20 protein-coding genes are annotated in these 22,527 nt (G+C 44.8%); 11 read left to right on the plus strand and 9 right to left on the minus strand.

Going from position 1 to position 22,527, the window contains the following annotated elements:
• Positions 1-39 precede the first annotated feature (39 nt).
• From AB5123_RS05375 to AB5123_RS05385, 3 genes are all read right to left on the minus strand, one after another.
• The gene (locus tag AB5123_RS05375) at positions 40-1,626 is read right to left on the minus strand and encodes a potassium/proton antiporter (protein WP_288163047.1); all 1,587 of its coding nucleotides are present in this window, start codon (positions 1,624-1,626) and stop codon (positions 40-42) included.
• Positions 1,627-2,103: 477 nt separating this feature from the next.
• The gene (locus tag AB5123_RS05380; protein ID WP_022287891.1) at positions 2,104-3,090 is read right to left on the minus strand and encodes a YafY family protein; all 987 of its coding nucleotides are present in this window, start codon (positions 3,088-3,090) and stop codon (positions 2,104-2,106) included.
• Positions 3,087-3,314 (minus strand): DUF896 domain-containing protein, encoded by a 228-nt coding sequence (locus AB5123_RS05385; protein ID WP_022287892.1) that lies wholly within the window; start codon positions 3,312-3,314, stop codon positions 3,087-3,089. Before AB5123_RS05385 ends, AB5123_RS05380 begins: the two co-directional genes overlap by 4 nt.
• Positions 3,315-3,680: 366 nt before the next feature.
• Between AB5123_RS05385 and AB5123_RS05390 the strand changes: the two genes are divergently transcribed.
• The 6 genes from AB5123_RS05390 to radA all read left to right on the plus strand — a co-directional run bounded on the left by AB5123_RS05390 (position 3,681) and on the right by radA (position 9,218).
• Positions 3,681-3,995 (plus strand): sigma factor-like helix-turn-helix DNA-binding protein, encoded by a 315-nt coding sequence (locus AB5123_RS05390; RefSeq protein WP_278643137.1) that lies wholly within the window; start codon positions 3,681-3,683, stop codon positions 3,993-3,995.
• 2 nt (positions 3,996-3,997) lie between these two features.
• Positions 3,998-5,329, plus strand: coding sequence for an arginine decarboxylase (locus AB5123_RS05395; protein WP_337812439.1), 1,332 nt, complete (start codon positions 3,998-4,000; stop codon positions 5,327-5,329).
• Positions 5,330-5,384: 55 nt separating this feature from the next.
• Positions 5,385-5,708 carry a cyclic-di-AMP receptor gene (locus tag AB5123_RS05400; protein ID WP_022287895.1) on the plus strand — a complete coding sequence of 108 codons (324 nt, stop codon included), beginning with the start codon at positions 5,385-5,387 and terminating at the stop codon, positions 5,706-5,708.
• 34 nt (positions 5,709-5,742) lie between these two features.
• Positions 5,743-6,738, plus strand: a complete 996-nt coding sequence (locus AB5123_RS05405) for a hypothetical protein (RefSeq protein ID WP_278649747.1) — start codon at positions 5,743-5,745, stop codon at positions 6,736-6,738.
• Between the two features lie 111 nt (positions 6,739-6,849).
• The gene (locus AB5123_RS05410; RefSeq protein ID WP_046440206.1) at positions 6,850-7,713 is read left to right on the plus strand and encodes a stage 0 sporulation family protein; all 864 of its coding nucleotides are present in this window, start codon (positions 6,850-6,852) and stop codon (positions 7,711-7,713) included.
• Positions 7,714-7,844: 131 nt separating this feature from the next.
• Positions 7,845-9,218 (plus strand): DNA repair protein RadA, encoded by a 1,374-nt coding sequence (gene radA, locus AB5123_RS05415; RefSeq protein WP_046440208.1) that lies wholly within the window; start codon positions 7,845-7,847, stop codon positions 9,216-9,218.
• Between the two features lie 65 nt (positions 9,219-9,283).
• Here radA and AB5123_RS05420 read toward each other — a convergent pair whose 3' ends face one another.
• Positions 9,284-9,868: a GNAT family protein gene (locus AB5123_RS05420; RefSeq protein WP_289148174.1), complete on the minus strand. Its 585-nt coding sequence runs from the start codon at positions 9,866-9,868 to the stop codon at positions 9,284-9,286.
• Positions 9,869-10,020: 152 nt separating this feature from the next.
• On the minus strand, positions 10,021-11,235 hold the full coding sequence (locus tag AB5123_RS05425; RefSeq protein WP_038672093.1) for an iron-containing alcohol dehydrogenase: 1,215 nt from the start codon (positions 11,233-11,235) through the stop codon (positions 10,021-10,023).
• A 467-nt stretch (positions 11,236-11,702) separates the two neighbouring features.
• On the opposite strand from AB5123_RS05425, the gene AB5123_RS05430 reads away from it, so the two are divergent.
• From AB5123_RS05430 to AB5123_RS05440, 3 genes are all read left to right on the plus strand, one after another.
• Positions 11,703-12,326: an ECF transporter S component gene (locus AB5123_RS05430; protein WP_038672095.1), complete on the plus strand. Its 624-nt coding sequence runs from the start codon at positions 11,703-11,705 to the stop codon at positions 12,324-12,326.
• 24 nt (positions 12,327-12,350) lie between these two features.
• Entirely contained in the window at positions 12,351-13,118 is a 768-nt protein-coding gene (locus AB5123_RS05435) for a type III pantothenate kinase (RefSeq protein ID WP_022287902.1), read from the plus strand.
• 203 nt (positions 13,119-13,321) lie between these two features.
• A complete protein-coding gene (locus AB5123_RS05440) occupies positions 13,322-15,295 on the plus strand; it encodes a CotH kinase family protein (RefSeq protein ID WP_301543523.1) in 1,974 nt (657 codons plus the stop codon).
• 62 nt (positions 15,296-15,357) lie between these two features.
• Here the strand turns inward: AB5123_RS05440 and AB5123_RS05445 are convergent, their stop codons facing one another.
• Both AB5123_RS05445 and AB5123_RS05450 read right to left on the minus strand, forming a co-directional pair.
• Entirely contained in the window at positions 15,358-17,142 is a 1,785-nt protein-coding gene (locus tag AB5123_RS05445) for a glycoside hydrolase family 5 protein (protein WP_368364591.1), read from the minus strand.
• A gap of 11 nt (positions 17,143-17,153) precedes the next feature.
• Positions 17,154-18,494: a family 43 glycosylhydrolase gene (locus AB5123_RS05450; RefSeq protein ID WP_046440213.1), complete on the minus strand. Its 1,341-nt coding sequence runs from the start codon at positions 18,492-18,494 to the stop codon at positions 17,154-17,156.
• Between the two features lie 257 nt (positions 18,495-18,751).
• On the opposite strand from AB5123_RS05450, the gene greA reads away from it, so the two are divergent.
• Both greA and lysS read left to right on the plus strand, forming a co-directional pair.
• Positions 18,752-19,228, plus strand: a complete 477-nt coding sequence (gene greA / locus AB5123_RS05455; RefSeq protein ID WP_022287906.1) for a transcription elongation factor GreA — start codon at positions 18,752-18,754, stop codon at positions 19,226-19,228.
• A 37-nt stretch (positions 19,229-19,265) separates the two neighbouring features.
• Entirely contained in the window at positions 19,266-20,837 is a 1,572-nt protein-coding gene (gene lysS / locus AB5123_RS05460) for a lysine--tRNA ligase (protein ID WP_046440215.1), read from the plus strand.
• Positions 20,838-20,981: 144 nt separating this feature from the next.
• Here the strand turns inward: lysS and AB5123_RS05465 are convergent, their stop codons facing one another.
• Both AB5123_RS05465 and AB5123_RS05470 read right to left on the minus strand, forming a co-directional pair.
• Positions 20,982-22,214 carry a tyrosine-type recombinase/integrase gene (locus tag AB5123_RS05465; protein ID WP_337812164.1) on the minus strand — a complete coding sequence of 411 codons (1,233 nt, stop codon included), beginning with the start codon at positions 22,212-22,214 and terminating at the stop codon, positions 20,982-20,984.
• Positions 22,215-22,289: 75 nt separating this feature from the next.
• Positions 22,290-22,499 carry an excisionase gene (locus AB5123_RS05470; RefSeq protein ID WP_117891941.1) on the minus strand — a complete coding sequence of 70 codons (210 nt, stop codon included), beginning with the start codon at positions 22,497-22,499 and terminating at the stop codon, positions 22,290-22,292.
• Positions 22,500-22,527 lie beyond the last annotated feature (28 nt).

Below are 22,527 nucleotides of genomic sequence, written 5' to 3' on the forward strand. Positions count from 1 at the left end.
TCACACAAAACGCAAGTCAATCCGCCGCCTGCATATTCTCTATCCTGATGTGACAACAAGCACATCTCCCTCTTTGAGCCGCAACCTGCCGTTTGGGATAAGTATACGCCCCTGACGTTTTATCATTACTATCAGGCTGTCCTCTGACATTGTTATCTCTGACACTTTCAGACCGCACCACTCGTGATGCTTATCAAGGTTCATTTCGCTTAGGACAAAATGGCTGTCGTCATAAAAGCCTGCCGCACTCAGCACCACAACGTCCCCTGCAAGTATCTGGGTTTTGCCTGTTGGTATTATCTTCTCTTTGTCACGGAGTATCATCACCACAAGCAGACCTCTCGGAAAAGGTATATCCTTTATCTTCTTCCCTGCCCAATTGCTGTCCGTCTGAACTGAAAGCTTTATAAACTGCACTTCCGTTTCGTCGCTGTAGTCATTAAACGTTTTCATTACGTTCTCCTCATCGTCTATCATATCGAGCTTTTTAGCAAACAGCGGCAGAAGCGTACCCTGAATACCGATAGACATAAGCACGATACAGAAAACGATATGGAAAACGTCATTTTTCATATATGCGTCATCAACTGTCGCCATGATAGCGAAAACAATGGAGGTCGCTCCTCTTAATCCTGCCCATGAGATAAGGGCTATCTGCTTCCACTTTGCACCGAAAGGCTTCATGATAACAGTAACAGCCGCAGGTCTTGCAACGAATGTAAGGAACAATGCTATCGCCGCCGCAGGAAGTATTATTGACGGCATTTGTGACGGGAATGCCAAAAGTCCAAGGAGGAAAAACAGCAATATCTGTGTGAAGCCCGTTATTCCGTCAAAGAAATGCACAAGGGCTGTTTTGCCTGATATTTTTGTGTTGCCAAGGACAATGCCAACTATATAGCAGCTTAGATAGCCGTTTCCGCCCACCGCTGACGGCAGGGCGTAGGATAGTATGGCTATGGCAGTAACAAAGATAGCGTCAAAGCCTGCGGCGTCAAATCGCACACGTTTTATGAGATACACCGCACCCAAAGATATAAGCGCACCGAAGCCCACACCGAAGAACACCTGTGCAAGCAAGCTCACAACAAAGCCTCCTGCCGTTGCACCGCCTTTCATTACTGAAAGTATTATAACCGTGAGCATATAAGCCCAAGGGTCGTTGCTTCCGCTTTCAAGCTCCAGTATTGAAGCCGTACCGTATCGCAGGTTCAGCTTTTTGCTTCTAAGTACAGAGAACACCGAAGCGGCGTCTGTGGAGCTTATAACAGCGCCAATAAGCAGACTTTCCAGCCACTCAAAGCCCAGCACAAGCTTGCAGAATGCTCCAGTTGCAAAGGCTGTGAGCAAAACTCCTGCGGAAGCGAGTATAAGTGACTTGCCTGCCACCTTTTTGGCTTCGCTCCATTTCGTGCCAAAGCCTCCGTAGAAGATTATGAAAACAAGTCCCACCGAGCATATCTCCTCGGCAAATTTATAGTTATCGAACTCTATTTTAAAAAGCCCGTCAGAGCCGAACAACATTCCAAGGAGAATGAACGCCAGCAATGCTGGAAGTCCAAACTTGTCCGATATTTTATTGAAAAACACACAGCACAGCACTATCACAGAAGATAAAATGAGCATTGTGGTCAAGTATATCACTCCTTTCACAACAAACACATCGCATTTACTGCGATCTCATTTGTGTATCCGCACAATGTTGATCTACACAAATTCCGGATAATTCAAGCCTCGTCACTTCGATCGGGACGTCGAGGGCGCCGTCCCCTACAATTCAGAATTTATGGCAATTTCTGAACACGGGCGAACACTGTTCGCCCCTACATATAGATATGGCAGTTATTGTCTTATTATAAAAATAGCGCTTTGGGTATCTTCTACTCAAAGCGCCTTTGCTTGTGTAAATATTATAACATATTCGCCCCTGTGCTGTCAACTTTTTGCCCACATCTTACGGAAATTTTACATTACCCCTTGACAATATCGAACATATGTGCTATAATCAATAGTGAAACAGTATATCCAAATAAAAAAACGCCTGCCTTTTACAGCAGACGTTCGCCTATTTATATCTCGGCTCTTTTATCCTTGTCCAAATTTTTATTTGTAGCAATCGGCAATATCTGAAATAGCGTCCTTTGCCATTTCCACTGCCCTTTCAGGTCCAAGCACCTTTGCCTGTGAGCCGAACTGGAAAAGCCAGCCCCAGAATGTTGGTGCGACCTGTACCTCCTCATTTATATAGAAGGTATTGTCGGAATTTTTGTGACATATGGTTTTCTCACCAAAACGATCCATTACAACATCTATGAGCTTATTGTCAAACTGCAATTGCAGCGTCATAAGCTCGCCGCCGTACATTCCGTAGATAGTCTGACGATTTGTGACCTCTGTCTTCTCCTCCTCGGAAAGCTCCCTCCTGGGGATATCTGTAACAGTGACCTGAGTCATTCTGTCAACTCTGTAGCGGCATATCTTTTCATGCTTTTCACAATAGCACACAAGGTAATAGTTGTCGTTTTCCCAAACCAGAGAATACGGTGAAACCGTATACACCTCGCCGCCGTGACGAAGCTGTTTGCGTTTTTCAACGGTGTATTCGTAATACTTGAAGTGTATCTCCAAGCCGCTGAAAATGCCCTCTTGTATGCTGTTTATAGCATAGTATATCTGCTCATTGAAGGTCTTTGTCCTGTTTGACACATAGACCATTCGGCGCAGATCCTTTGCCTTGTGTTCAGATGTAAGTGATTGTATCTTCTTTAACAGCTCCTTCGATTTCTTCTGTGTAAGAAACCTGCTTGAAGCAACTGCATCTGCAAGAACATACAGCTCCTCGTCCTGAAACAGCCTTTGAGCAAGATAATAAGCGTTGGAGTGACCGTCCTTAGTTATCTCAATATCCATTCCGCTGTCGCAGAGGGTCTTGATATCGTCATAGATAGTCTTACGCTCAGCTTTTATGCCGTAGTCGCCCAGGATCTCGATAAGCCTGTTTCCTGTAATGGTGTGCTTTTCGTCTGTCTTGGTCTCAAAAAGCTTTTTCATGGTCAAAAGCTTCTGTTTCTGTCTGGAAACTCCTGTCACTTTATTTTATCCTCCCCGCTGCGTTTCATATCCGAAACCTTAATTCTTGAGCCGTCCGGCTCAATGATCGTCGTGGCTTCAAGCTGACCTGTCAGGTTAGCTATAACGCTTCTGCGATACTCATTTCTCAAAGCCTCACGCTCAGACTTCTCCTCTGGGGTAAGCTCTCTTTTTCTCGCAATAGCAGTAAGCTCAGACAATCTGTTAAGCTTTACTTTCTCCATAAATTTTTACACTTCTCCTTAAAGCTTCACACTGTCCTGTGTTTTTATTTTTATCCGCAGTATTCGGCTCAAAATAGAACGGGCAGCTTACACAATACCGCCCTTTTCATTCAAAAGATGTTCATATCGGCTTTTTTCTTTATTTATATTTATAAGTCCAACAAAACACCCTCAAACAAATTTGCAGATACATTATAACACATATTTCTTTAAATTGCAATGGTAAAATGCACAAACAGTCCGTTTAATTTCCCACAAATTAAACAAGAATTTTGAAAATTGTGTTTGTCCAAAAATTTGCCCACAATATATAGTGGGTAAAAAAATGGTCAGAAAACATCGAAAAAAGATAAAGAAAGGATTTTTATGCAGCACACAAAGGTATCATACGAGCTTATACAAAACTATATCCCAAGTCCTCAGGTCACTGAGAAAGATAGTCCCGACCCTGCCTCTGCCATAGAAAACAGGCTCATGCGTGAAATAGTGCGGGAAAATTTGACGAAACGGCAGAAATGTTATATAATAATGTATTATACAAAGGGCATGACAATGCAGGAGATAGCCGACGCAGAGGGTGTTTCAAAATCCACAGTATCCAGGACTATCGGGCTTGCAAGAAAGCGCATTTCCTGCGGAATGAAACCTGCCATGCTCAAAAGCGCACTGAAAGGGAGATAGCATTGAACGCACCTGTGAATAAATTCGTTAGAGAATATGCAAAGTCAGGCATAGCGAGGTTTCATATGCCTGGTCACAAAGGGCAGAAATTTCATGGTCTTGAGGCTCTTGACATCACCGAAATAAAGGGTGCGGACTATCTTTTTGAGGCCGAGGGGATCATCGCACAGAGCGAAGCCAAAATGGCGAAAGCCTATGGCAGCAGGCGGACTTTTTACTCTGCCGAGGGGTCGAGCCTTTGCATAAAGGCAATGCTTGGCATAGTATGTCGCAGTGGACAAGGAAAAAAGATAACTGTTGCCGCACCAAGAAACGTCCACAAGGCGTTTATAAATGCCTGCATACTCCTTGACATTGACGTGGAGTGGATATATCCAAAGGGTGAGTTTACGTCTATATGCGCAGGAAGCGTCACTCCCGAGGACGTTGAGGAGGTGCTGTCAAGGACAAAGGCAGATTGCGTTTATGTGACCTCACCTGACTATCTTGGCGATCTCAGCGACATAAAGGGCATGAGCGAGGTTTGCAGGAAATACGGTGTGCCTCTTCTTTGCGACAACGCTCACGGAGCTTATCTGAAGTTTCTCACTGAGAGCCTGCACCCCATGGACTTGGGGGCTGATATGTGCTGTGACTCTGCTCACAAAACGCTTCCATGCTACACAGGGGGAGCAATGCTTCATATTTCAAATCACGCCCCTGTGAATTATGATGATTGCGCCAAAGAGATAATGTCAATGTTCGGCTCAACAAGCCCCTCCTATCTTATAATGGAGAGCCTTGACCTTTGCGCTGACTATGTGAATGGTGATTTTCCTCGTGACCTTGAACGCACTGTGGAAAGGGTGAAAGTCTGCAAAGATAGGATAACAGCTTTCGGCTGGCATACCATAGGCGAAGAGCCTATGAAGATAACTGTTGCCGCATACAAAAGCGGTATCACAGGTGACGACCTTGCAGACAGGCTGAGGGAATATGGCATCGAGCCTGAATACAGCGACACACAATATGTTGTGCTTATGCCGTCGCCTTTCAACAGCGAGGAGGACTTTTTGAAACTTGAAAAGGCGTTTTCAGAGATAAAACAGCCTAGGATAAGGCTTTTCGGTGACTTACCTGCTATACCCAAAGGGATAAAACGAATGGGTATAAGGCAGGCGGCTTTTTCGGCTCAGCACACCGTAAACGTGGAGGACGCCTGCGGTCTTATATGCGGAATGACCGTCACAAGCTGTCAGCCGTCAGTGCCTGTGGCAGTGAGCGGTGAGGAGATAACACCGCAGGTAATAAAAATTTTGAAAAACTATGGAATTGAACGCATAAATGTGCTATAATATAAGGTGTAGCTAAAAAAGCTATTATTACATCAAAATAACAGGAGGCAAAATCATGAAACTTGTCTATGCTATCGTAAACAGCGATGACACCTACGCTGTAAATAAAGGACTTCTGAAAGCCGGCATAAGAGCCACAAAGCTTTCTTCAACAGGCGGTTTTCTTATGTCAGGAAACACCACTTTTCTTATCTGCTGCCCTGATGAGCAGGTAGACCTTGTTATAGAGGTTTGCAAAAAGTATTCAAAGAAAAGAAAGCAGTTCGTTCCGTCATCAACTATCATGGAGCCTGACGGTGCAGCTTCATATCCTGTTGAGGTGGCTATCGGCGGCGCAACTATTTTCGTTACTGATATCGAGCGTTTCGAGAAAGTCTAAGGGATAGAAAATTTTCAGAAAGGGGTCTGAGGGCTTGATAATATACGGAAACAGTGAGCCTCGCAGGCTCGTATCTGAGATGATAAAAAAGAAACGAGAGCCGCACTCCATAATGATACACGGAGAAAAGGGGCTTGGTAAAAAGACCCTTGCACGGTGGATAGCGGCGGCACTCTTGTGCGAACGTCAGACAGGCGAGCCTTGCGGTGTTTGCAGAACCTGCAGAATGATAGCCGACGGAGCTCACCCTGACGTTATGGTGGCAAAGGCAAACAGCAACGGCAACTACATCGTTGACGATTCTATCAGACCTATAGTTGCGGAAGCTCCCGTTGCACCGAACGAGGCGAGAATGAAAGTATACATAATTCCCGACCTTGACTTGTCGGTGAACACTGTTATTCAGGTGCAGAACATTCTGCTTAAAGTCATAGAAGAACCGCCTGAGCATACCGCTATAATACTTACGGCGAGAAGCAAGGAAATTTTTCTGCCTACCATAATCTCACGAGTGCTTTCCCTTGGCATGACCTCTGTCACGGAGGCGGAGAGCATGGCGTGTTTGCAGGAGAAATATCCTGCCGTTGCCCCTGCGCTCATAAGCGAAGCTGTTTCAGCAGGGCGTGGAAATATCGGCAGATGTGTCGAGTATCTTGAACACTCCCAGTTTTTTGACAGCGTGAAGCTTGCAAGAGGTCTGTGCGACGCAATGTGCGGCGGAAACGAATATGACGTTTTGAAAACGCTATTTGTGGCAGACGGCAAAAAAACGTTGCTGAGAGAGGGGCTGAGCCTTTTTCAGGAGATACTCCGTGACAGTGCGGCATTCAGACTCGGGGGAGAAAGTGAAAAGTCTGTGAGCTGTGCGAAAGAGGGTGCAAAGACGCTCAGCAGAAGCCTTTCCTCAGATCAGGCGGTCAGGCTTTACGATATAGTTTCTGACTACATAGGCAGGATAGACGCAAACTGCAACATAAGCCTGACTATAAACAGTCTGGCAGGACAGATATATTCTGTCACAGGAAAGTAGCTGACGGCTTGCGGCTGTGTTACAAAAAATTGCAGGGTGAACAGTTCACCCGCTTGGATACAGATCTGGCACAGCGGTCTTGCCGTGATATATATTTGAAAGGAAAAAGAGATGTTAAAAATAATCGGAGTACGCTTTAAAAGCGTTGGCAAGATATACTACTTCGACCCAAAAGACTATGACGTGAAAATGGGCGACAAAGTTATCGTTGAGACCGCAAGGGGCGTTGAATGTGGTGAAGTTGCGCTTGTGGACAGGGAAATAGACGAAACAAGATTCACAAACCCCGTAAAAGGCATTATAAGGCTTGCCACCCCTAACGATATGAAAACAATCGAAAAAAACAGACAAAAGGAAAAGGACGCTTTCAAGATATGCGAGCAGAAGATAGCCGCTCACAAGCTGAAAATGAATCTTATCGACGTTGAATGTACTTTTGACAACAACAAGCTTCTTTTCTATTTTACCGCCGAGAGCAGAGTTGACTTCCGTGAGCTTGTAAAAGACCTTGCCGCGGTATTCAGAACGAGGATAGAGCTTCGTCAGATAGGCGTTCGTGACGAGGCAAAAATGCTTGGTGGTCTTGGCATCTGCGGACAGCCTTTCTGCTGTTCAAGATTTTTGGGAGAGTTCCAGCCTGTTTCTATTAAAATGGCTAAGGAGCAGGGCTTGTCACTTAACCCTACAAAGATCTCAGGCACTTGCGGAAGACTTATGTGCTGTCTGAAATACGAGCAGGACAGCTATGAGGATCTTCTCAAGCACACACCAAAGGTGGGCGCTATCGTAAAAACGGCTGACGGAAAGGGCGTTGTTGAGGAAGTAAATCTGCTCACAGGCAAGCTGAGAGTTAAAATGGATAAAAACGACAATGTTGTTGTGGTGAAGAAAGACGATATTGAGGTAATAAAGGATTCTGTTATAAGGCTCGACCGTGACGAGATAAAGGCTCTCAAGGGTCTTGAGGGCAAGTAATTTCAGCGCTTTGCACGAGCGATCACCGCAACATAAACGGGCTGTGGGGGGCTCCAGCCCCTACACAAATCGGCGCAGCATTTTTATATATCAGCAAATCATCAGATAAATATGAAGAAAGGAACGTCCATATGGCAAAGGTGAAAACTTCGTATGTGTGCAGTCAATGCGGATATGAAACTTCAAAATGGAACGGCAAATGCCCTAACTGCGGCGAATGGAACACCTTTGAGGAGGTCGAGCTTGCAGTCAGGGCGGGCGGTGCAAAGTCTAAGCCCACGACTGTCAGGGATATTTCCGACAAGATAGTTGGCATAGGCGGTGTTGACGCAAGCTACAACGAGATACGTTATGCAACGGGGCTGAAAGAGCTTGACAGAGTGCTTGGAGGAGGGCTTGTGAAAGGCTCTCTGGTGCTTCTGGGCGGTGAACCGGGCATAGGAAAATCCACAATGCTTTTGCAGATATGTCAGTATTTAGGGCAAGACCACACCATACTTTATGTATCTGGAGAGGAGTCTGTACGGCAAATAAAGCTTCGTGCAAACAGGCTTCATGTTGATTCTGAAAATCTGTATCTTCTTGCAGACAATGACTGCGAGCAGATATGCTCTGTGATAGTAAAAGAAAAGCCTGAGATAGTCATAATCGACTCTATCCAGACCATGAACATAAGCGGAATATCCTCAGCGCAGGGGTCTGTGACGCAGGTAAGAGAATGTACAAATATGTTCATGCGGACGGCAAAGTCAGAAGAGATACCAATGTTCATAGTAGGTCACGTCAACAAGGACGGTGCTATCGCAGGACCAAAGGTCATGGAACACATTGTTGACTGCGTGCTGTATTTTGAGGGCCAGCGAAATCTCACCTACAGGATACTGCGAGCCATAAAAAACCGTTTTGGCTCAACGAATGAGATAGGTATGTTTGAAATGGCTGACAGCGGTCTGCTGGAAGTTGAAAATCCCTCTATGATGTTTTTGGAGGGCAGACCGACAGACGCTTCGGGAACTTGCGTTGCCTGCATAATGGAGGGCACAAGGCCTGTTATGGCGGAAGTTCAGGCACTTGTGTGCAAGAGCGTGCTTGCCTCCCCAAGACGTACTGCCACGGGCTTTGACTACTACAGAATGGCGATAATAATAGCTGTGCTTGAAAAGCGGCTTGGCTATTTTTTCGGTGGGCTGGACGTTTACATCAACATTGTAGGCGGATTAAAGCTTGATGACACTGCGGCTGACCTATCGGTGGCGTTGGCGCTTTATTCGGGGCTGACAGACAAGGTTATAAGCGACAAGCTTATCGCCCTTGGCGAGATAGGCTTAGGTGGAGAGCTTAGGAGCATTTCCCACTGTGAACAGCGCCTTGCGGAGTGCGAACGAATGGGCTTTGAAACTTGTATCGTTCCTGCACATTCGCTGAAAAGCGTTGACACAAGCAAGTTCTCAATGAAAATAATCGGTGTGCGCTCAATAAGAGAAGCGTTCAAAGCTATAGGCTGATAAGCTGATACAGAACAACACAAAACGGACGGAAGACCAAATCTTCCGCCCGTTATTTTTCTGTCTTATGTAGAAGCCGCATGCTCTCCCATAATATCGCTTCTGAGAAGCCCATAGATGTTGAAATCTGTATAGATGTTCACAAACTTTGCCTGACGCTTTGTTCCCTCACAGGTAAAGCCGCATTTTTCCATTACTCTGTTTGAAGCCACGTTCACCGTCATGACCTCAGCTTCAAGCCTTTGAATGCCTGTTTCCTCAAAGCAAAATCTGATCACACGCCTGAGAGCCTCGGTGACAAAGCCCATGTTCTGATACGCCGCCGAGATTCGATAGCCTATCATTGCCTGTCTGTCATTCTCGATATTGAAGAGATTTACCTCCCCTGCCAACCTATGATTTTTCTTTAGCTCTATCCCCCAGCTTATATGATCCTTTTTGCCGTTGTTAAGAGTGCGTCCGAAAAAAAGTGATGGCTCTCTTTCCTGCCTTGTCATGTTTCTTCCCCAATATTTGTAAAGGCTCTCGTCAGCCATATATGTTTTCATATCCTCTGCGTCAGTAGCGGTCTTCGCCCTGAGTATGAGTCTTTCTGTTTCCAGCACAGGAAAATGAGAAAAATAATAGTCCATATCCTGCAAAATAAACACTCTCCCCTGCTTATATAATAAAAATTCCCAAGTCTACTAAAATTATAACATAAAACCTAGCAAAAATCAAGCGTTTTTAAGCGAAATACACAAAAAAGCAGAAAACGCCCCGAAACAAGTTCGGGACGCTCTCTGTTCTATAATCTGGAGAATTAGAAATCAACTTCTGTATCGTAGTAGCAGCACTTGAGGAGCTTTTCCATTTCTTCCTGTGAAGGCTGACGTGGGTTAGAACCTGTGCAAGCGTCTGCGATAGCGTTCTTAGCGATCTCAGGGAGTCTCTCAAGGAATACGTTCTCAGGAACGAATCCCTGCTCACATGGATAGCTGTCTGTACCATAGTTCTTGATGCAGTGAGGAATGTTGAGCTTATCATTCATGCCTCTTACATACTCGATGAGGAGCTTTACCTTCTCGTCATCGTTTGAACCGCCCAGGTGCATATAATCAGCGATAACGCCATATCTCTTCTTAGCTGTTTCGTCCTTAGCATTGAATGCGATTACCTTTGGCAGATACATTGCATTAGCTGCGCCGTGGATAATGTGTGCGCCATAGTCAGCGAAAGCTGCGCCTGTCTTATGAGCCATTGAGTGAACGATACCAAGCAGAGCGTTTGAGAATGCCATACCTGCAAGACACTGAGCGTCGTGCATTCTATCTCTTGCGCCCATATTGCCGTTGTAAGAATCAATGAGATCCTTCTGGATCATTTCGATAGCGTGGATAGCAAGCGGATCTGTATATGCACAGTTTGCTGTTGAAACATAAGCTTCGATAGCGTGTGTCAGAGCGTCCATACCTGTATGAGCTGTCAGCTTCTGTGGCATTGTTTCTGCAAGGTCAGGGTCAACGATAGCTACATCTGGTGTGATCTCAAAGTCAGCGATAGGATACTTGATACCCTTGTCATAATCTGTGATGATAGAGAATGCTGTTACCTCAGTAGCTGTACCTGATGTTGAAGAAATTGCACAGAAGTGTGCTTTCTTTCTCAGCTCAGGGATACCGAATACCTTACACATATCTTCAAATGTGCAGTCAGGATACTCATACTTGATCCACATAGCCTTTGCAGCGTCGATAGGTGAGCCGCCGCCCATTGCTACGATCCAATCAGGCTCAAATTCGAGCATGACCTTTGCACCGTTCATAACTGTTGTTACAGAAGGGTCTGGCTCTACGCCCTCAAGAAGCTTAACTTCCATACCGGCCTCTTTCAGATAAGCTTCTGCTTTCTGGAGAAAACCGTTTCTCTTCATTGAGCCGCCGCCGACTACGATGATAGCTTTCTTACCTTTCAGTGTTTTCAGGTTCTCCAATGCTCCCTTGCCGTGATAAAGGTCTCTTGGTAATGTAAATCTCATTTCTAATTCCTCCTATATGTAATGTAATAATGTGTTCAAAGAGGTTTGTGTAAATCTCACACAAATTCTCTCTTTGCTTGATTTTAATTATACAAAATGTCAATGAACTATTCTAACATAATCTATGAATATTCTATTAATTATTAACTTTTACATAGCATATATAAGTATGTGCATACAGCTAAATGTACATATGAATGTGTAAAATAGGTGAAAAAAATATCACAATTACATGAAAAATCACGATTTTGTTTGCACTATATGGAATTTTGCAGTGCTTATTTCGTTTTCTTTTGTTAATAAATTATACATTTGTGAGTGTAGAAATATTCCTGTTTATGAAGATAAAAAAATTCATAAAAAATTTGCTTAAGCTATTGAAATATGCGAAAAAATATGCTATAATATATTGGTATTGTATTGTATCCTCCCATGATGGAGGAATAATAACAAGGAGGAAATTTAATATGAAAACAAAGGTCAACACAAAATCATTGGTGATACTGGGATTGATGACAGCTCTCACAATGATCTTCTCGTTCACTCCTATCGGTTCTATACCTATCGGACCGCTGGTAATTACTCTCAACGTAATTCCTATTGCCATAGCGGCTGTAACGGTAGGCCCTGTGGGAAGTGCAGTCATTGGAGGAGTTTTCGGACTGCTCAGCTTTTTGCAGTGTTTCGGAATAGGCGTGCCAAGCGGAATGGGTGCAGCACTTGTTGCGATCGATCCGGTCCTGGCTTTCGTTCAGCGATTTGTACCAAGACTTCTTGACGGCATTATCGTAGGATTTATTGCAAAAGGCATGAGCAAGGTAACAAACAATTATGTTTCATATGCTGTTACGGGCTTTTTTACTGCGTTTTTGAACACTGCGTTCTTTATGAGCGCACTTGTTTTGCTTTTCGGCAACACCGATTATGTAAAAGAGCTTATGGGCGGAAAGAATATCATAGTATTCATCTGCACCTTTGTAGGCATAAACGCTCTGGTCGAAATGGCTGTATGTACATTTGTTACAGGTACAGTGGGTGCTGCACTTTATAAGGCAAGGTTCATACCCAGCAAAAACAAAGCGCAGGCATAAATTCACCGAAAGGATAACATACAAATGGTTTTAGCAGTCGATATAGGAAACACTAACATAGTAATGGGCTGTTTTGAAAGCGACAGGATACTTTTTGTTGAAAGACTTTCTACAAATCAGCAGTCCACGGCACTTGAATATGCCATAATGCTCAAGAACATTCTTGAGATACATTCTATAGATATGTCAGATTTCAGGGGCGGCATAATCTCGTCGGTCGTGCCGTCTGTTACCCTCACGATGAAAGAGGCAATGGAGAGGCTTATCAAAAAGCGCATCATGGTGGTAGGACCTGGAATAAAGACGGGACTTAAGATAAATCTCGACAATCCCGCACAGCTTGGAAGCGACAGAGTTGCAGACGCAGTTGCGGCGATAAACCTCTACCCTGTGCCTATCATAATGATAGATATGGGCACTGCTACTACCATATCAGTAATAGACAAGGAAAAGAATTTCATAGGCGGAATGATAATACCGGGACTTAGAACTTCCCTCGACTCGCTTTCGGGCAAGGCTTCACAGCTTCCTTTCATCAGCCTTGTACCGCCTAAAAAGGTCATAGGCACTAATACTATCGACTGTATGAAGAGCGGTATAATCCATAGCAACGCCGCAAGCATTGACGGAGTTATAGAGAGGATAGAAAACGAGCTTGGTGAAAAATGCACTGTGGTTTCCACAGGCGGCGTGGCAAAGATAATAGTTCCTTACTGCAAGCGTGACATAGTCATTGACGATGAGCTTCTGCTCAAAGGGCTTATGATAATCTACAATAAAAACAAACAATAATTTAAAATACAATACACACGGCGTCGGGTAGTTTATCCGACGCTTTTTTATGTCGCTTTTTATATCCATAATAGACAAACAAACGGGCTTCAAACAGTTGCAAATGCCGAAAATGGAGCGTTTCTATTGCTTCCAGGACTTTGTTATGGTACAATCATATGTGCAAAGTAAAACGTTTACATAAAACAGAAAGCAGGAAATATATGAACGCAAGAAAAATATTATGCCTTATGGCCGCAGTGCTTATGCTGTCAGGCTGTTCAAAGGGTGTGGACGGTTCACAGGCTTCATCAAAAGCGGCTGAAAGCTCCGGCAAAACGGACAGCAGTGTTTCAGACTATGATAATACCACCACCGAGCCTGAAACAGACAAGCCTGAATTTGACCTCAATGACAGCGTGATAGGTTTTTCGCAGGAAAGCGGCTTTTATGACAGCGGTTTCAGCCTTGAGCTTACCGCAAACGAGGGCGAGAAGATATACTACACCACTGACGGCACAGACCCTAGGACCTCTGCCACAAGAGAAGAATACACTGCCCCTATCGAGATAAAAGACAGAAGCAATGACCCTAATGTGGTTTCAGCCGTGCCGACAGAAATGATATCGGGAAATTTCAATGAGTTCAGCTTTGGCGAAGGGGATTTCTGGTGCAACAAAAAGGCACCTTCTGACAATGCGGTGGACAAATGCACTGTTATAAGGGCGTCAAGCGAAAAAAGCGACGGAAGCGTTTCGCAAAGCTTCTCAGGCAGCTTTTACATAGGAAGCGCAGAGGAGCATATAAAAGGACTTAAAGAAAGCTGTGAAGCGGCTGGGCATGACCTTGCGGTAATGAACATCACAATGGACTACGCTGACCTTTTCGACAGCAAGATCGGCATATACGTCAAGGGCGATATTTTCAGCAAGGCACTTGAGGACTATAAAGCCAGCGGAGAAAGCATAGAAAACGAAACTGCAAGACAGCTTGACGCAAACTACAAACAGCGTGGCAAGGAATGGGAACGTGATTGTCACATCGAGCTTAACGAGATTTCAGCCGAGGGAAATGTGACGAACGCTTTGTCACAGGATTGCGGCATAAGGATACAGGGAAACTATTCACGCTCCGACCTGCAAAAGGGATTCAGGCTTTATGCCAGAAAGAAATATGGTGAAAAGAAGTTTAATTATGAGGTCTTTGAGGGGCTGAAAAACGCGTCTGATGAAACTATCGACAGCTTTAAGACGCTTACTCTCCGTGCAGGTGGAAATTGTGCTTTTACAGCAAAATTCAATGACACCTATTGGCAGAGTCTTATGACAGAGCTTGACGGCTCAACAAAGGCTTCACGACCATGCGTTGTTTATCTGAATGGCGAATACTGGGGACTTTATGTGCTGGAAGAGGACTATTCCGACAATTATTTTGAAAGCCACTATGGTGTGAACAAAGACGATGTGGTGGTCTACAAAGGCGACGCAGAAACCTATCAGAGCGGCTACAAGCTAGACGAGGGCAAGCTTCCGGAGGGAGAAACAGACGAAGGATATTTCTTCAAGGAGCTTACAGATTTCTTCGCTTCTCACAGAGACTTATCCGCACAGGCAGATTATGAGGAGTTCTCAAAGCTTGTTGACACCGACAGTGTGAGAGATTATTTCCTTGCCGAGGTTTGGATAAACAACAAGTGGGATTGGCCGGGCAAAAACTGGTCAATGTGGAAGGTTCAGAACACAGACAGTTCCAACGAATATGCAGACGGCAAATGGCGTTTCATGTTCTATGACGTTGAGTTCGGCGGAGTGAGCGGTGAAGGCGACGCATGGACGAACACCATGAAAGAGGATAACTACAAGCCAAAGGGACTGCTTGACACGGACACGAAAAATCCTGCGGTTCTGAGTTTTGCTTATCTTATGTCAAACGAAGATTTCAGGAACGATTTCAATGACAGGCTTTTAAAGATGTCTGAGGGTACGTTTGAAAAAGAAAAGGCACTTGATAGACTCGCAGAATTTGAGAGCATATATTCCCCTCTTTATGAGCAGTTCTTTGCAAGATACCCAGAAACAGGCTCGGCTGAAGAAGCGCTTCATGGAGGATATGCTTCATCAGACTGCATAAGAGCGTTCATTAACAAGCGTGATAAGTCTATCCAAAGTATTGTGGACTGGACAAATTCGCAGTTCTGATATTTCACAAACCAAAACGGCAGAACAGCATATGCTGAACTGCCGTTTTTATATGCTCTGATCTATGCCGCAGGAGCGTATGTGAATGTTATTTCAAGGGTGTTTATCTTTCCTGCATAGTCAAGTATTATTGGAGAAGCCTTTGAAAGGTCACCGCCTGCTATCCTTGCGTCCTCAGGCGGTGTGGATACCCACTGGTTCACAAGATTCACTCTTGTGCAAAGCTGGTCGTCAGAGGTCGTATAGCCCTCCGCTAGGGTTTCAACAGCTTCGCCGTTTATCTTTATCTCGTCAATAGTTGCGATATAGTTCGGATAAAGCTTCTCACCGTTTGCGATACCCAAAGCCGAGAATGCAATGCCGTTGGCGTTGTTTGATGACATATCAAGGCTTACTGTGTAAGTTCCCTCACCGTCTATAACTGCGTTTTCTGCGATAACTCCGTCGCTCTTTGAAACCGGATCATACTCGTCACCAACGCTGTAGCATACGGAAAAATCTGCACTCTGATACATTATCCATGCCACCGCTGTGTTCTCGTCAGCCTGCGGTGCGGTATCATCTGTTAGCTTTTCAGGTGCAGCCGCAAGAGTTTCATCAAGCTTCTTTACAGCAGTGGCTCTTTCCTCCTCCACTGTCATCGAGGACTGGTTATCACGGCGTCTTTCATCAAATATCTTTGCCACAGTTTCATCACGCATTTTAAGTTCTGAACGTGAGAAGAAATCACTGCAATCCCAAAGGAATGGTGCAAAGCCGTAGGCGTCACAGTTGTCAAGGAGGTTGTCAATAAACTTGTCAGTGCCTTTCTTTAGGTCACCGCCGTTTGTAAGCACTGCATACTCGCCTATTATTATGCCATAGCCCTGCTCGGAATACTTTGTCATGTTCTTGAAAAGTCTGTTCTGCTCCTCATAGTCTGTCTTTGTTCCCCAATCTGAGCGACCCTTTGTTCCGCAATAATCCCATGGGGTATAATAATGAACAGAAAGCAGAAGCTTATCCTTTGCGGTATCAGTTGGCATCTGGAACTTGTTTGAGCAGGTCATTGTGATATCGGTATTGTAGCCTGCGATAAGAAGAAAACGCTGTTCGTTGTTTCCGCCTGTTGCACGAACAGTGTCAACAAAGGTCTGATTTATCTTGTTGGCCATTTCATAGCACTCGGCTTTTGAAAGCGAGCCTGAGTTTTTGCACACGTCTGTGTCATTGAGTCTGTCACCAAGCTCTTCGTTTGCACCCTCAAATATAAGTCTGTCGGAGTATTTTTTATATCTGTTCGCTATCTGCGTCCACATGGACTTATACATTTCAAACGCCTTGTCAACGTCGCTCTGCTCTGAAGAACCGAACATTCCCCACCAGCTTCCGTCCCAGTGGTCGTTTATGATAACATACATATCATTATCCAAAGCGTAGTTTATTATCTCCTCCACTCTGTCGAGATAGGCTTCATTTATGGTGTAATCGCCTTTTTCATACTCCATTGCGTTTGTCCATGCCACAGGCACACGGAGAGAGTCAAAGCCGCTTGCTTTCATGCCCTTTATCATTTCTTCCGTTGTGACAGGCTGACCCCAGAAAGTTTCAAAGCTTTCAGGGTCGGTGTCTGCGGAATAGCTTTTGTGGCCGTAGGCTTCCATGGTGTTTCCAAGGTTTGTGCCGTTGCCCAGAAGTCTTGCAAGCTCGGTTGCGGTAAGGTCTTTGTTTATACTTCCGTCATCAGAGGTCTTTGCGCCCTCCTCTGCCTTTGAAGAGCTGTCACTTCCCTTTCCACAGCCTGCAAGCAGTGCAGTACAGTCCATGACCGCCGCAGTAAGAAGCGGGATAAGCCTAAACTTTTCCATGTCATTTCCTCCTATTTCATAAATACAAATTCTTCAAGTTCAAAAAGCGGCTTGTTTTTGAAATAATCTGCTATCCAATCGGCAAGCTCATCTGAAAAAGCTGTAGGCACAAAATAGATAGAATGTCTGCCTGTGAGTGACTTGATTACTCCTGTGTAAACTCCGTCGCCTGTGCCAATATCAACATAGCCTACAGGCTCGCTGTTCTCATAGTCATCAGCATAGATCGCCACCTTTGCGACTGTTCCCATGCCCCTGACTTTCAGGGCTATCTTCATGGTCTTTGAGGAAAAGTCCTCGCCAAAATCAAAATACTTATAGCCTATAACATTACCCTCGGTGATGTTCACGATACTTCTTGTAAAGATATCCTTTTCGGTGATAAAACAACCGCCTTTCAGCACGCAGGCTATATCCGCAGGATAAGGCTTGAAAGGGTCAAGGCTGTCTTCAAAGCCAAGCGAGGTCATTTCCACTGTCGGTATCGTTCCGTCAGGGAGAATCTCTATTTTCTCAACGCAGGCACGTCTTGACATTATGGTATTGTTTGTCATTCTGTGATAGAAAATATACCACTGACCATTTATATTGCACACTGAGCCGTGGTCATTTCCACCCGGATAGTCAACGCCGTTGTCTATTATATATCCACGATATTTGAACGGACCTTGTGGCTTATCTGAGGTTGCATAGGCAAGCCTGCTTCCTACACATGGGGAATATATAAGATAGTATGTATCTCCGATTTTCCTTGGGGAGCTTGCCTCGAAGAAGCGCTGTTCCTGCGGTGCGTTGTCGCTGTCATCAATGACCGCTCTTTTGTAACTTCCCTTTTTAATGGTATACATATCCGCAGGGTCTATCTCGTTGAAGTTAGATTCTGTGAAGCCGTAATAAATATACACTCTGCCGTCATCATCAACAAGCACGCCTGCATCATTATAAATGCCGTCATCGCCTGCGTCCTCAGGGTCATATTTATACTGGGAAAGGAGCTTGAAAGGACCTTCGGGCTTATCGGACACGCCAACAACGCCCTTTGAGCCGACTATATAGGCATAGAGATAATACCTGCCGTCTTTTTCTATAACGTCCGGAGCGAACAGCTTGCGGTCGGTCATTCCCTCGGTATCGGACTTATGGTCACGGTCATCACGGGTATGGAAGCTGTGTCCGTGGCAGACCCAATTGTTAAGGTCATCAAGTGGTGCAGACCAGACTTTCAGTTTATAGTCGCAAAAGTCGCTTTGAGCGGCTCTGTCATGTGAGCCATAAAGATAAACTCTGTCGCCGAAAACTCTCGGCTCGCCGTCAGGGATATACTCCCATGCAGGCAAAATGGGGTTTGGCATGAAAATTTCCTCCTATGTTTTTTTCATAACTTGTTTTATCATAAGATAATTATAAATCATACTATTATTATTTTCAATATCCTAACACGCTGTCAGAGGTGAAAATTTGTGCAAAATGTAAAATCGTGCAGACTGTCCAAAGGTGCAAAAAAGCCCGTTTGCGACGGCTTCCGACCTTGACAAAAGAGGGCAAATCGTGTATAATATTAAGTTGATAGTACCCGTATAAAATTATATTGATATAGGAGTGTTTAATTATGGCAGCTATTTCTAAGACTGTTTCAAAAGCAGGTTATGCTAAATTGCAGGAGGAACTTGAATACCTTATTACAGTAAAAAGACGTGAAGTTGCTCAGAAGCTTAAAGAAGCACGTTCTTTCGGAGACCTTTCCGAGAATGCTGAGTACGACGAGGCTAAGAACGAGCAGGCTATCCTTGAATCAAAGATCAATGAGTTAGAGCTTCTCATTTCAAACGCAACTGTCGTTGAGGACGATGATATTTCTGTAAACGAGATAGGCGTAGGCTCTATCATCAAGATAAAGGATATCGAGCTTGACGAGATTGAGGATCTTCAGATAGTAGGTTCAACTGAGTCTGACCCTGACAACGGCAAGATCTCTGACGAGTCACCTATAGGCAAGGCTGCACTCAAGCACAAGGTAGGCGACATTTTCGAGGCTGAAACACCTGCCGGTCTGCTGAAATTCGAGGTCATCGACATTTCAAAGTAACAGACCACTTACAAAACACACGGAAAGGAAAATATAAATGAGCGAGGAAAACCGCACAAACGCTCCTGAGGAAGAGCTTACTCAGGAGGACATAAACAGCTTAAAGAAGATAAGAATGGACAAGCTTGAAGAGCTGAAAGCCAAGGGCAAGAATCCATTTGAGATAACAAAGTATGACGTTACGGCAAGCTGTGCCGAGGCTAAAGCACAGTATGAAAAGCTTGAGGCTGAGCTTAAGGAGCAGGCAGGCGAAGACGAAGAAAAGCTCAAGGAGCTTCTCGAGGCAAACCGCATAACAGTAAGCGTTGCAGGCAGAGTAATGTCAAGACGTCTTATGGGCAAGGCAAGCTTTTTCGATCTGAGAGATAAGAGCGACAAGGTTCAGGTCTATCTGAGAATGAACGAGATCGGCAAGGAAGAATTTGACGATTACAAGAAGGGCGATATCGGTGATATCGTTGGCATTGAGGGCTTTGTATTCAGAACAAAAATGGGTGAGATATCAATTCACGCTCAGAAGTTCGTACTGCTTTCAAAGTCGCTTCTGCCGTTGCCTGAGAAGTGGCATGGTCTGAAGGATCAGGACACTAGATACAGACAGAGATACACAGACCTTATATGCAATCCTGAGGTAAAGGATACATTTATAAAGAGGTCGCAGATAATCTCATCTATCAGAAGATATCTTGACGGACAGGGCTTCATGGAAGTTGAAACTCCAATGCTGGTATCTAACGCAGGCGGAGCTGCCGCAAGACCATTTGAGACACACTACAACGCACTTGACGAGGACGTTAAGCTTAGAATTTCTCTGGAGCTTTATCTGAAAAGACTTATTGTCGGCGGACTTGAAAGAGTATACGAGATAGGCAGAGTATTCAGAAACGAGGGTGTTGACGCAAGACACAATCCTGAGTTCACTCTTATGGAGCTTTATCAGGCATACACAGATTACTACGGCATGATGGATCTCACAGAGAATATGTTCAGGCACGTTGCACAGGAGGTATGCGGCACAACTTGCGTACCATATGGTGACGTAATGATCGACCTTGGCAAGCCTTTTGAGAGAATGACAATGATCGACGCAGTAAAGAAGTATTCTGGTGTTGATTTCTCACAGGTAGCCACAACAGAAGAGGCAAAGGCACTTGCAGACGAGCATCACATTGAATACGAAGCAAGGCACAAGAGGGGCGACATACTCAACCTGTTCTTTGAGGAATATGTTGAGGAGCATCTTATTCAACCTACATTCATAATGGATCACCCTATCGAGATTTCTCCACTTACAAAGAAGAAGCCTGAAAATCCTGATTATGTAGAGAGATTTGAGCTTTTCATCACAGGCAGAGAGATGTGCAACGCATACTCAGAGCTGAACGATCCGATAGATCAGCGTGAGAGATTTGCAGCGCAGGAAGAGGCATTGAAGCAGGGTGACGAGGAAGCAAACCACACAGACGAGGACTTCCTGAGAGCTTTGGAGATAGGTATGCCACCTACAGGCGGAATTGGTTACGGCATAGACAGACTTGTTATGCTGCTGACTAACTCACCGGCTATTAGAGATGTGCTGTTGTTCCCTACGATGAAGACGTTGGAGTGATAAACCCTTGATCTTGCGGGGTTTTCAGCAGGTCTGACCGACGGCTTACGCCAATTTTACGCCAATCGGTCAGAAACTTATAAAAAAATATGATAACATATGAGAGATCACTGATGTTTTGGTTCATCGGTGATCTCTTTTTTATTATTCGGCACTGCCGCCTTTGAGAAGCTTTTCAAGGGTCTGAAATTCTTTCTTTTTGAAGTCGCTCGTGGCGTCGGTGTAGACGTTCATCGTGGTGCTGAAATCTGAATGGCCGAGTACGTCTTGAATCACTTTGAGATTTATGCCCATTTCGCACATTCGCGTTGCAAAGGTGTGGCGGAGGGTGTGACAACTGAAATCAGGTAATAGGGTGACGTTTTCGCCGTCCTGCGCTTCCGAAAGCACTCTTTTGTTGCAGTCGCGAATTATCCTGCGCAATGCCCTGTTGAGATTGTTCTGATTATGTACATTGCCAAAGCGGTTTATGAAAATAAAATCAGAAAAGCCGTCGACTTTAACTTTGCATCTCAGCCCCGCTATATCCTGATACTCTTTCTCCTGTTCGAGTGCTTCCCTGACTTCGCTCATAATAGGCACGCTGCGGCTTCCCGCTTCTGTCTTAGGCTTGTGTATGCTGAACTGACATTTGTTTGTATCGTGCTTGTAGTAAACAAGTGTGTGGTTGACGCTGATAAAGCCGTTTTCAAGATCAACATCGCACCAGCGCAGCCCCGTTATCTCGCCGACACGCAGACCTGTATAAAGCATTGTAAGAAATACAGGATACCAATGCTGATAACGCGGCGTGCTGCGGAGGTAATCAAGAAAAAGTTCCTGTTCCTTTGCGGTAAGCGCCTGACGTTTCTGTATCTCCTTGCCGTGCATATGTTTCAGTTCTCTTATCGCATTGTCGGAGGGGTTCGCGGGGATAAGCCTGTTCTGCACGGCAAGTTCAAGCACTTGATGAAGCACGGTATTTACGTTGTCGATAGTAGAAACTTTTAGCCCGCGTTCTCTGTAAAGCATATTGTAAAAGCCCTTAACGTCCGAATACAGCAGTCCTGAGATCTTGCTTTTGCCGATATAGGGGTCAACGAACATTTCATACATATACATATAGTTCAGCATAGTGTTGTCCTTTAGCCCCATTTTATCTCTCACCCACATTTTGTAGATGTCATTTACCGTGAGGTTTCGGGCGTTAGGCCTTATGCCTCTGAAAACATCGGCAGAGATTTCCTCTTTTTTCTCACGAAGTTCCTGCAGCGTGGGTGCATATATCACGCGCCTTTCGCCGTTCTGCGTCCAGCGGTAATCATAACCGCCGCCCGCACGTTCGCTTTCACCTTTTTTCAGCATAATGCCTTTGCTGTCTCTGCGCCTTTTTGCCATAATAAAACTCTCCTTTCAAAATTCTGCCGACCATCGGCTTTCCGGACGGTCGGCATTTTTCACATTTCTCGCAGTTCAGATAGAATAAGCTCTCGACATATACTCGTCAAACTGCCTGCGCTTGATAAGCCTTTTGTTCCCCACCCACAAAACGAACGGACAGCGTTCGTCTGCCGTGAGTTCTCTCAGCTTGTGCTGACCGATGTTTGAATAAACGGCGGCTTCCTCGATAGTGAGGTTTTGCTTTTGAAATATAGGGACGTTGAGTTCCCTTTCTCTGACCATATCCATAATTGCTTACCTCCTTGGTATC

The sequence above is a fragment of the Ruminococcus sp. RTP21204st1_B2_RTP21204_210225 genome (assembly GCF_040914135.1).
GTDB classification, from domain to species: domain Bacteria; phylum Bacillota; class Clostridia; order Oscillospirales; family Ruminococcaceae; genus Hominimerdicola; species Hominimerdicola aceti.

Coding starts and splice junctions, on each gene's coding strand:
- AB5123_RS05375 (WP_288163047.1), bottom strand. CDS start 1,626: ATGCTCATTTTATCTTCTGTGATAGTGCTGTGCTGTGTGTTTTTCAAT.
- AB5123_RS05385 (WP_022287892.1), bottom strand. CDS start 3,314: ATGGAGAAAGTAAAGCTTAACAGATTGTCTGAGCTTACTGCTATTGCG.
- AB5123_RS05390 (WP_278643137.1), top strand. CDS start 3,681: ATGCAGCACACAAAGGTATCATACGAGCTTATACAAAACTATATCCCA.
- AB5123_RS05400 (WP_022287895.1), top strand. CDS start 5,385: ATGAAACTTGTCTATGCTATCGTAAACAGCGATGACACCTACGCTGTA.
- AB5123_RS05410 (WP_046440206.1), top strand. CDS start 6,850: ATGTTAAAAATAATCGGAGTACGCTTTAAAAGCGTTGGCAAGATATAC.
- radA (WP_046440208.1), top strand. CDS start 7,845: ATGGCAAAGGTGAAAACTTCGTATGTGTGCAGTCAATGCGGATATGAA.
- AB5123_RS05425 (WP_038672093.1), bottom strand. CDS start 11,235: ATGAGATTTACATTACCAAGAGACCTTTATCACGGCAAGGGAGCATTG.
- AB5123_RS05430 (WP_038672095.1), top strand. CDS start 11,703: ATGAAAACAAAGGTCAACACAAAATCATTGGTGATACTGGGATTGATG.
- AB5123_RS05435 (WP_022287902.1), top strand. CDS start 12,351: ATGGTTTTAGCAGTCGATATAGGAAACACTAACATAGTAATGGGCTGT.
- AB5123_RS05440 (WP_301543523.1), top strand. CDS start 13,322: ATGAACGCAAGAAAAATATTATGCCTTATGGCCGCAGTGCTTATGCTG.
- AB5123_RS05445 (WP_368364591.1), bottom strand. CDS start 17,142: ATGGAAAAGTTTAGGCTTATCCCGCTTCTTACTGCGGCGGTCATGGAC.
- AB5123_RS05450 (WP_046440213.1), bottom strand. CDS start 18,494: ATGCCAAACCCCATTTTGCCTGCATGGGAGTATATCCCTGACGGCGAG.
- greA (WP_022287906.1), top strand. CDS start 18,752: ATGGCAGCTATTTCTAAGACTGTTTCAAAAGCAGGTTATGCTAAATTG.
- lysS (WP_046440215.1), top strand. CDS start 19,266: ATGAGCGAGGAAAACCGCACAAACGCTCCTGAGGAAGAGCTTACTCAG.
- AB5123_RS05465 (WP_337812164.1), bottom strand. CDS start 22,214: ATGGCAAAAAGGCGCAGAGACAGCAAAGGCATTATGCTGAAAAAAGGT.
- AB5123_RS05470 (WP_117891941.1), bottom strand. CDS start 22,499: ATGGTCAGAGAAAGGGAACTCAACGTCCCTATATTTCAAAAGCAAAAC.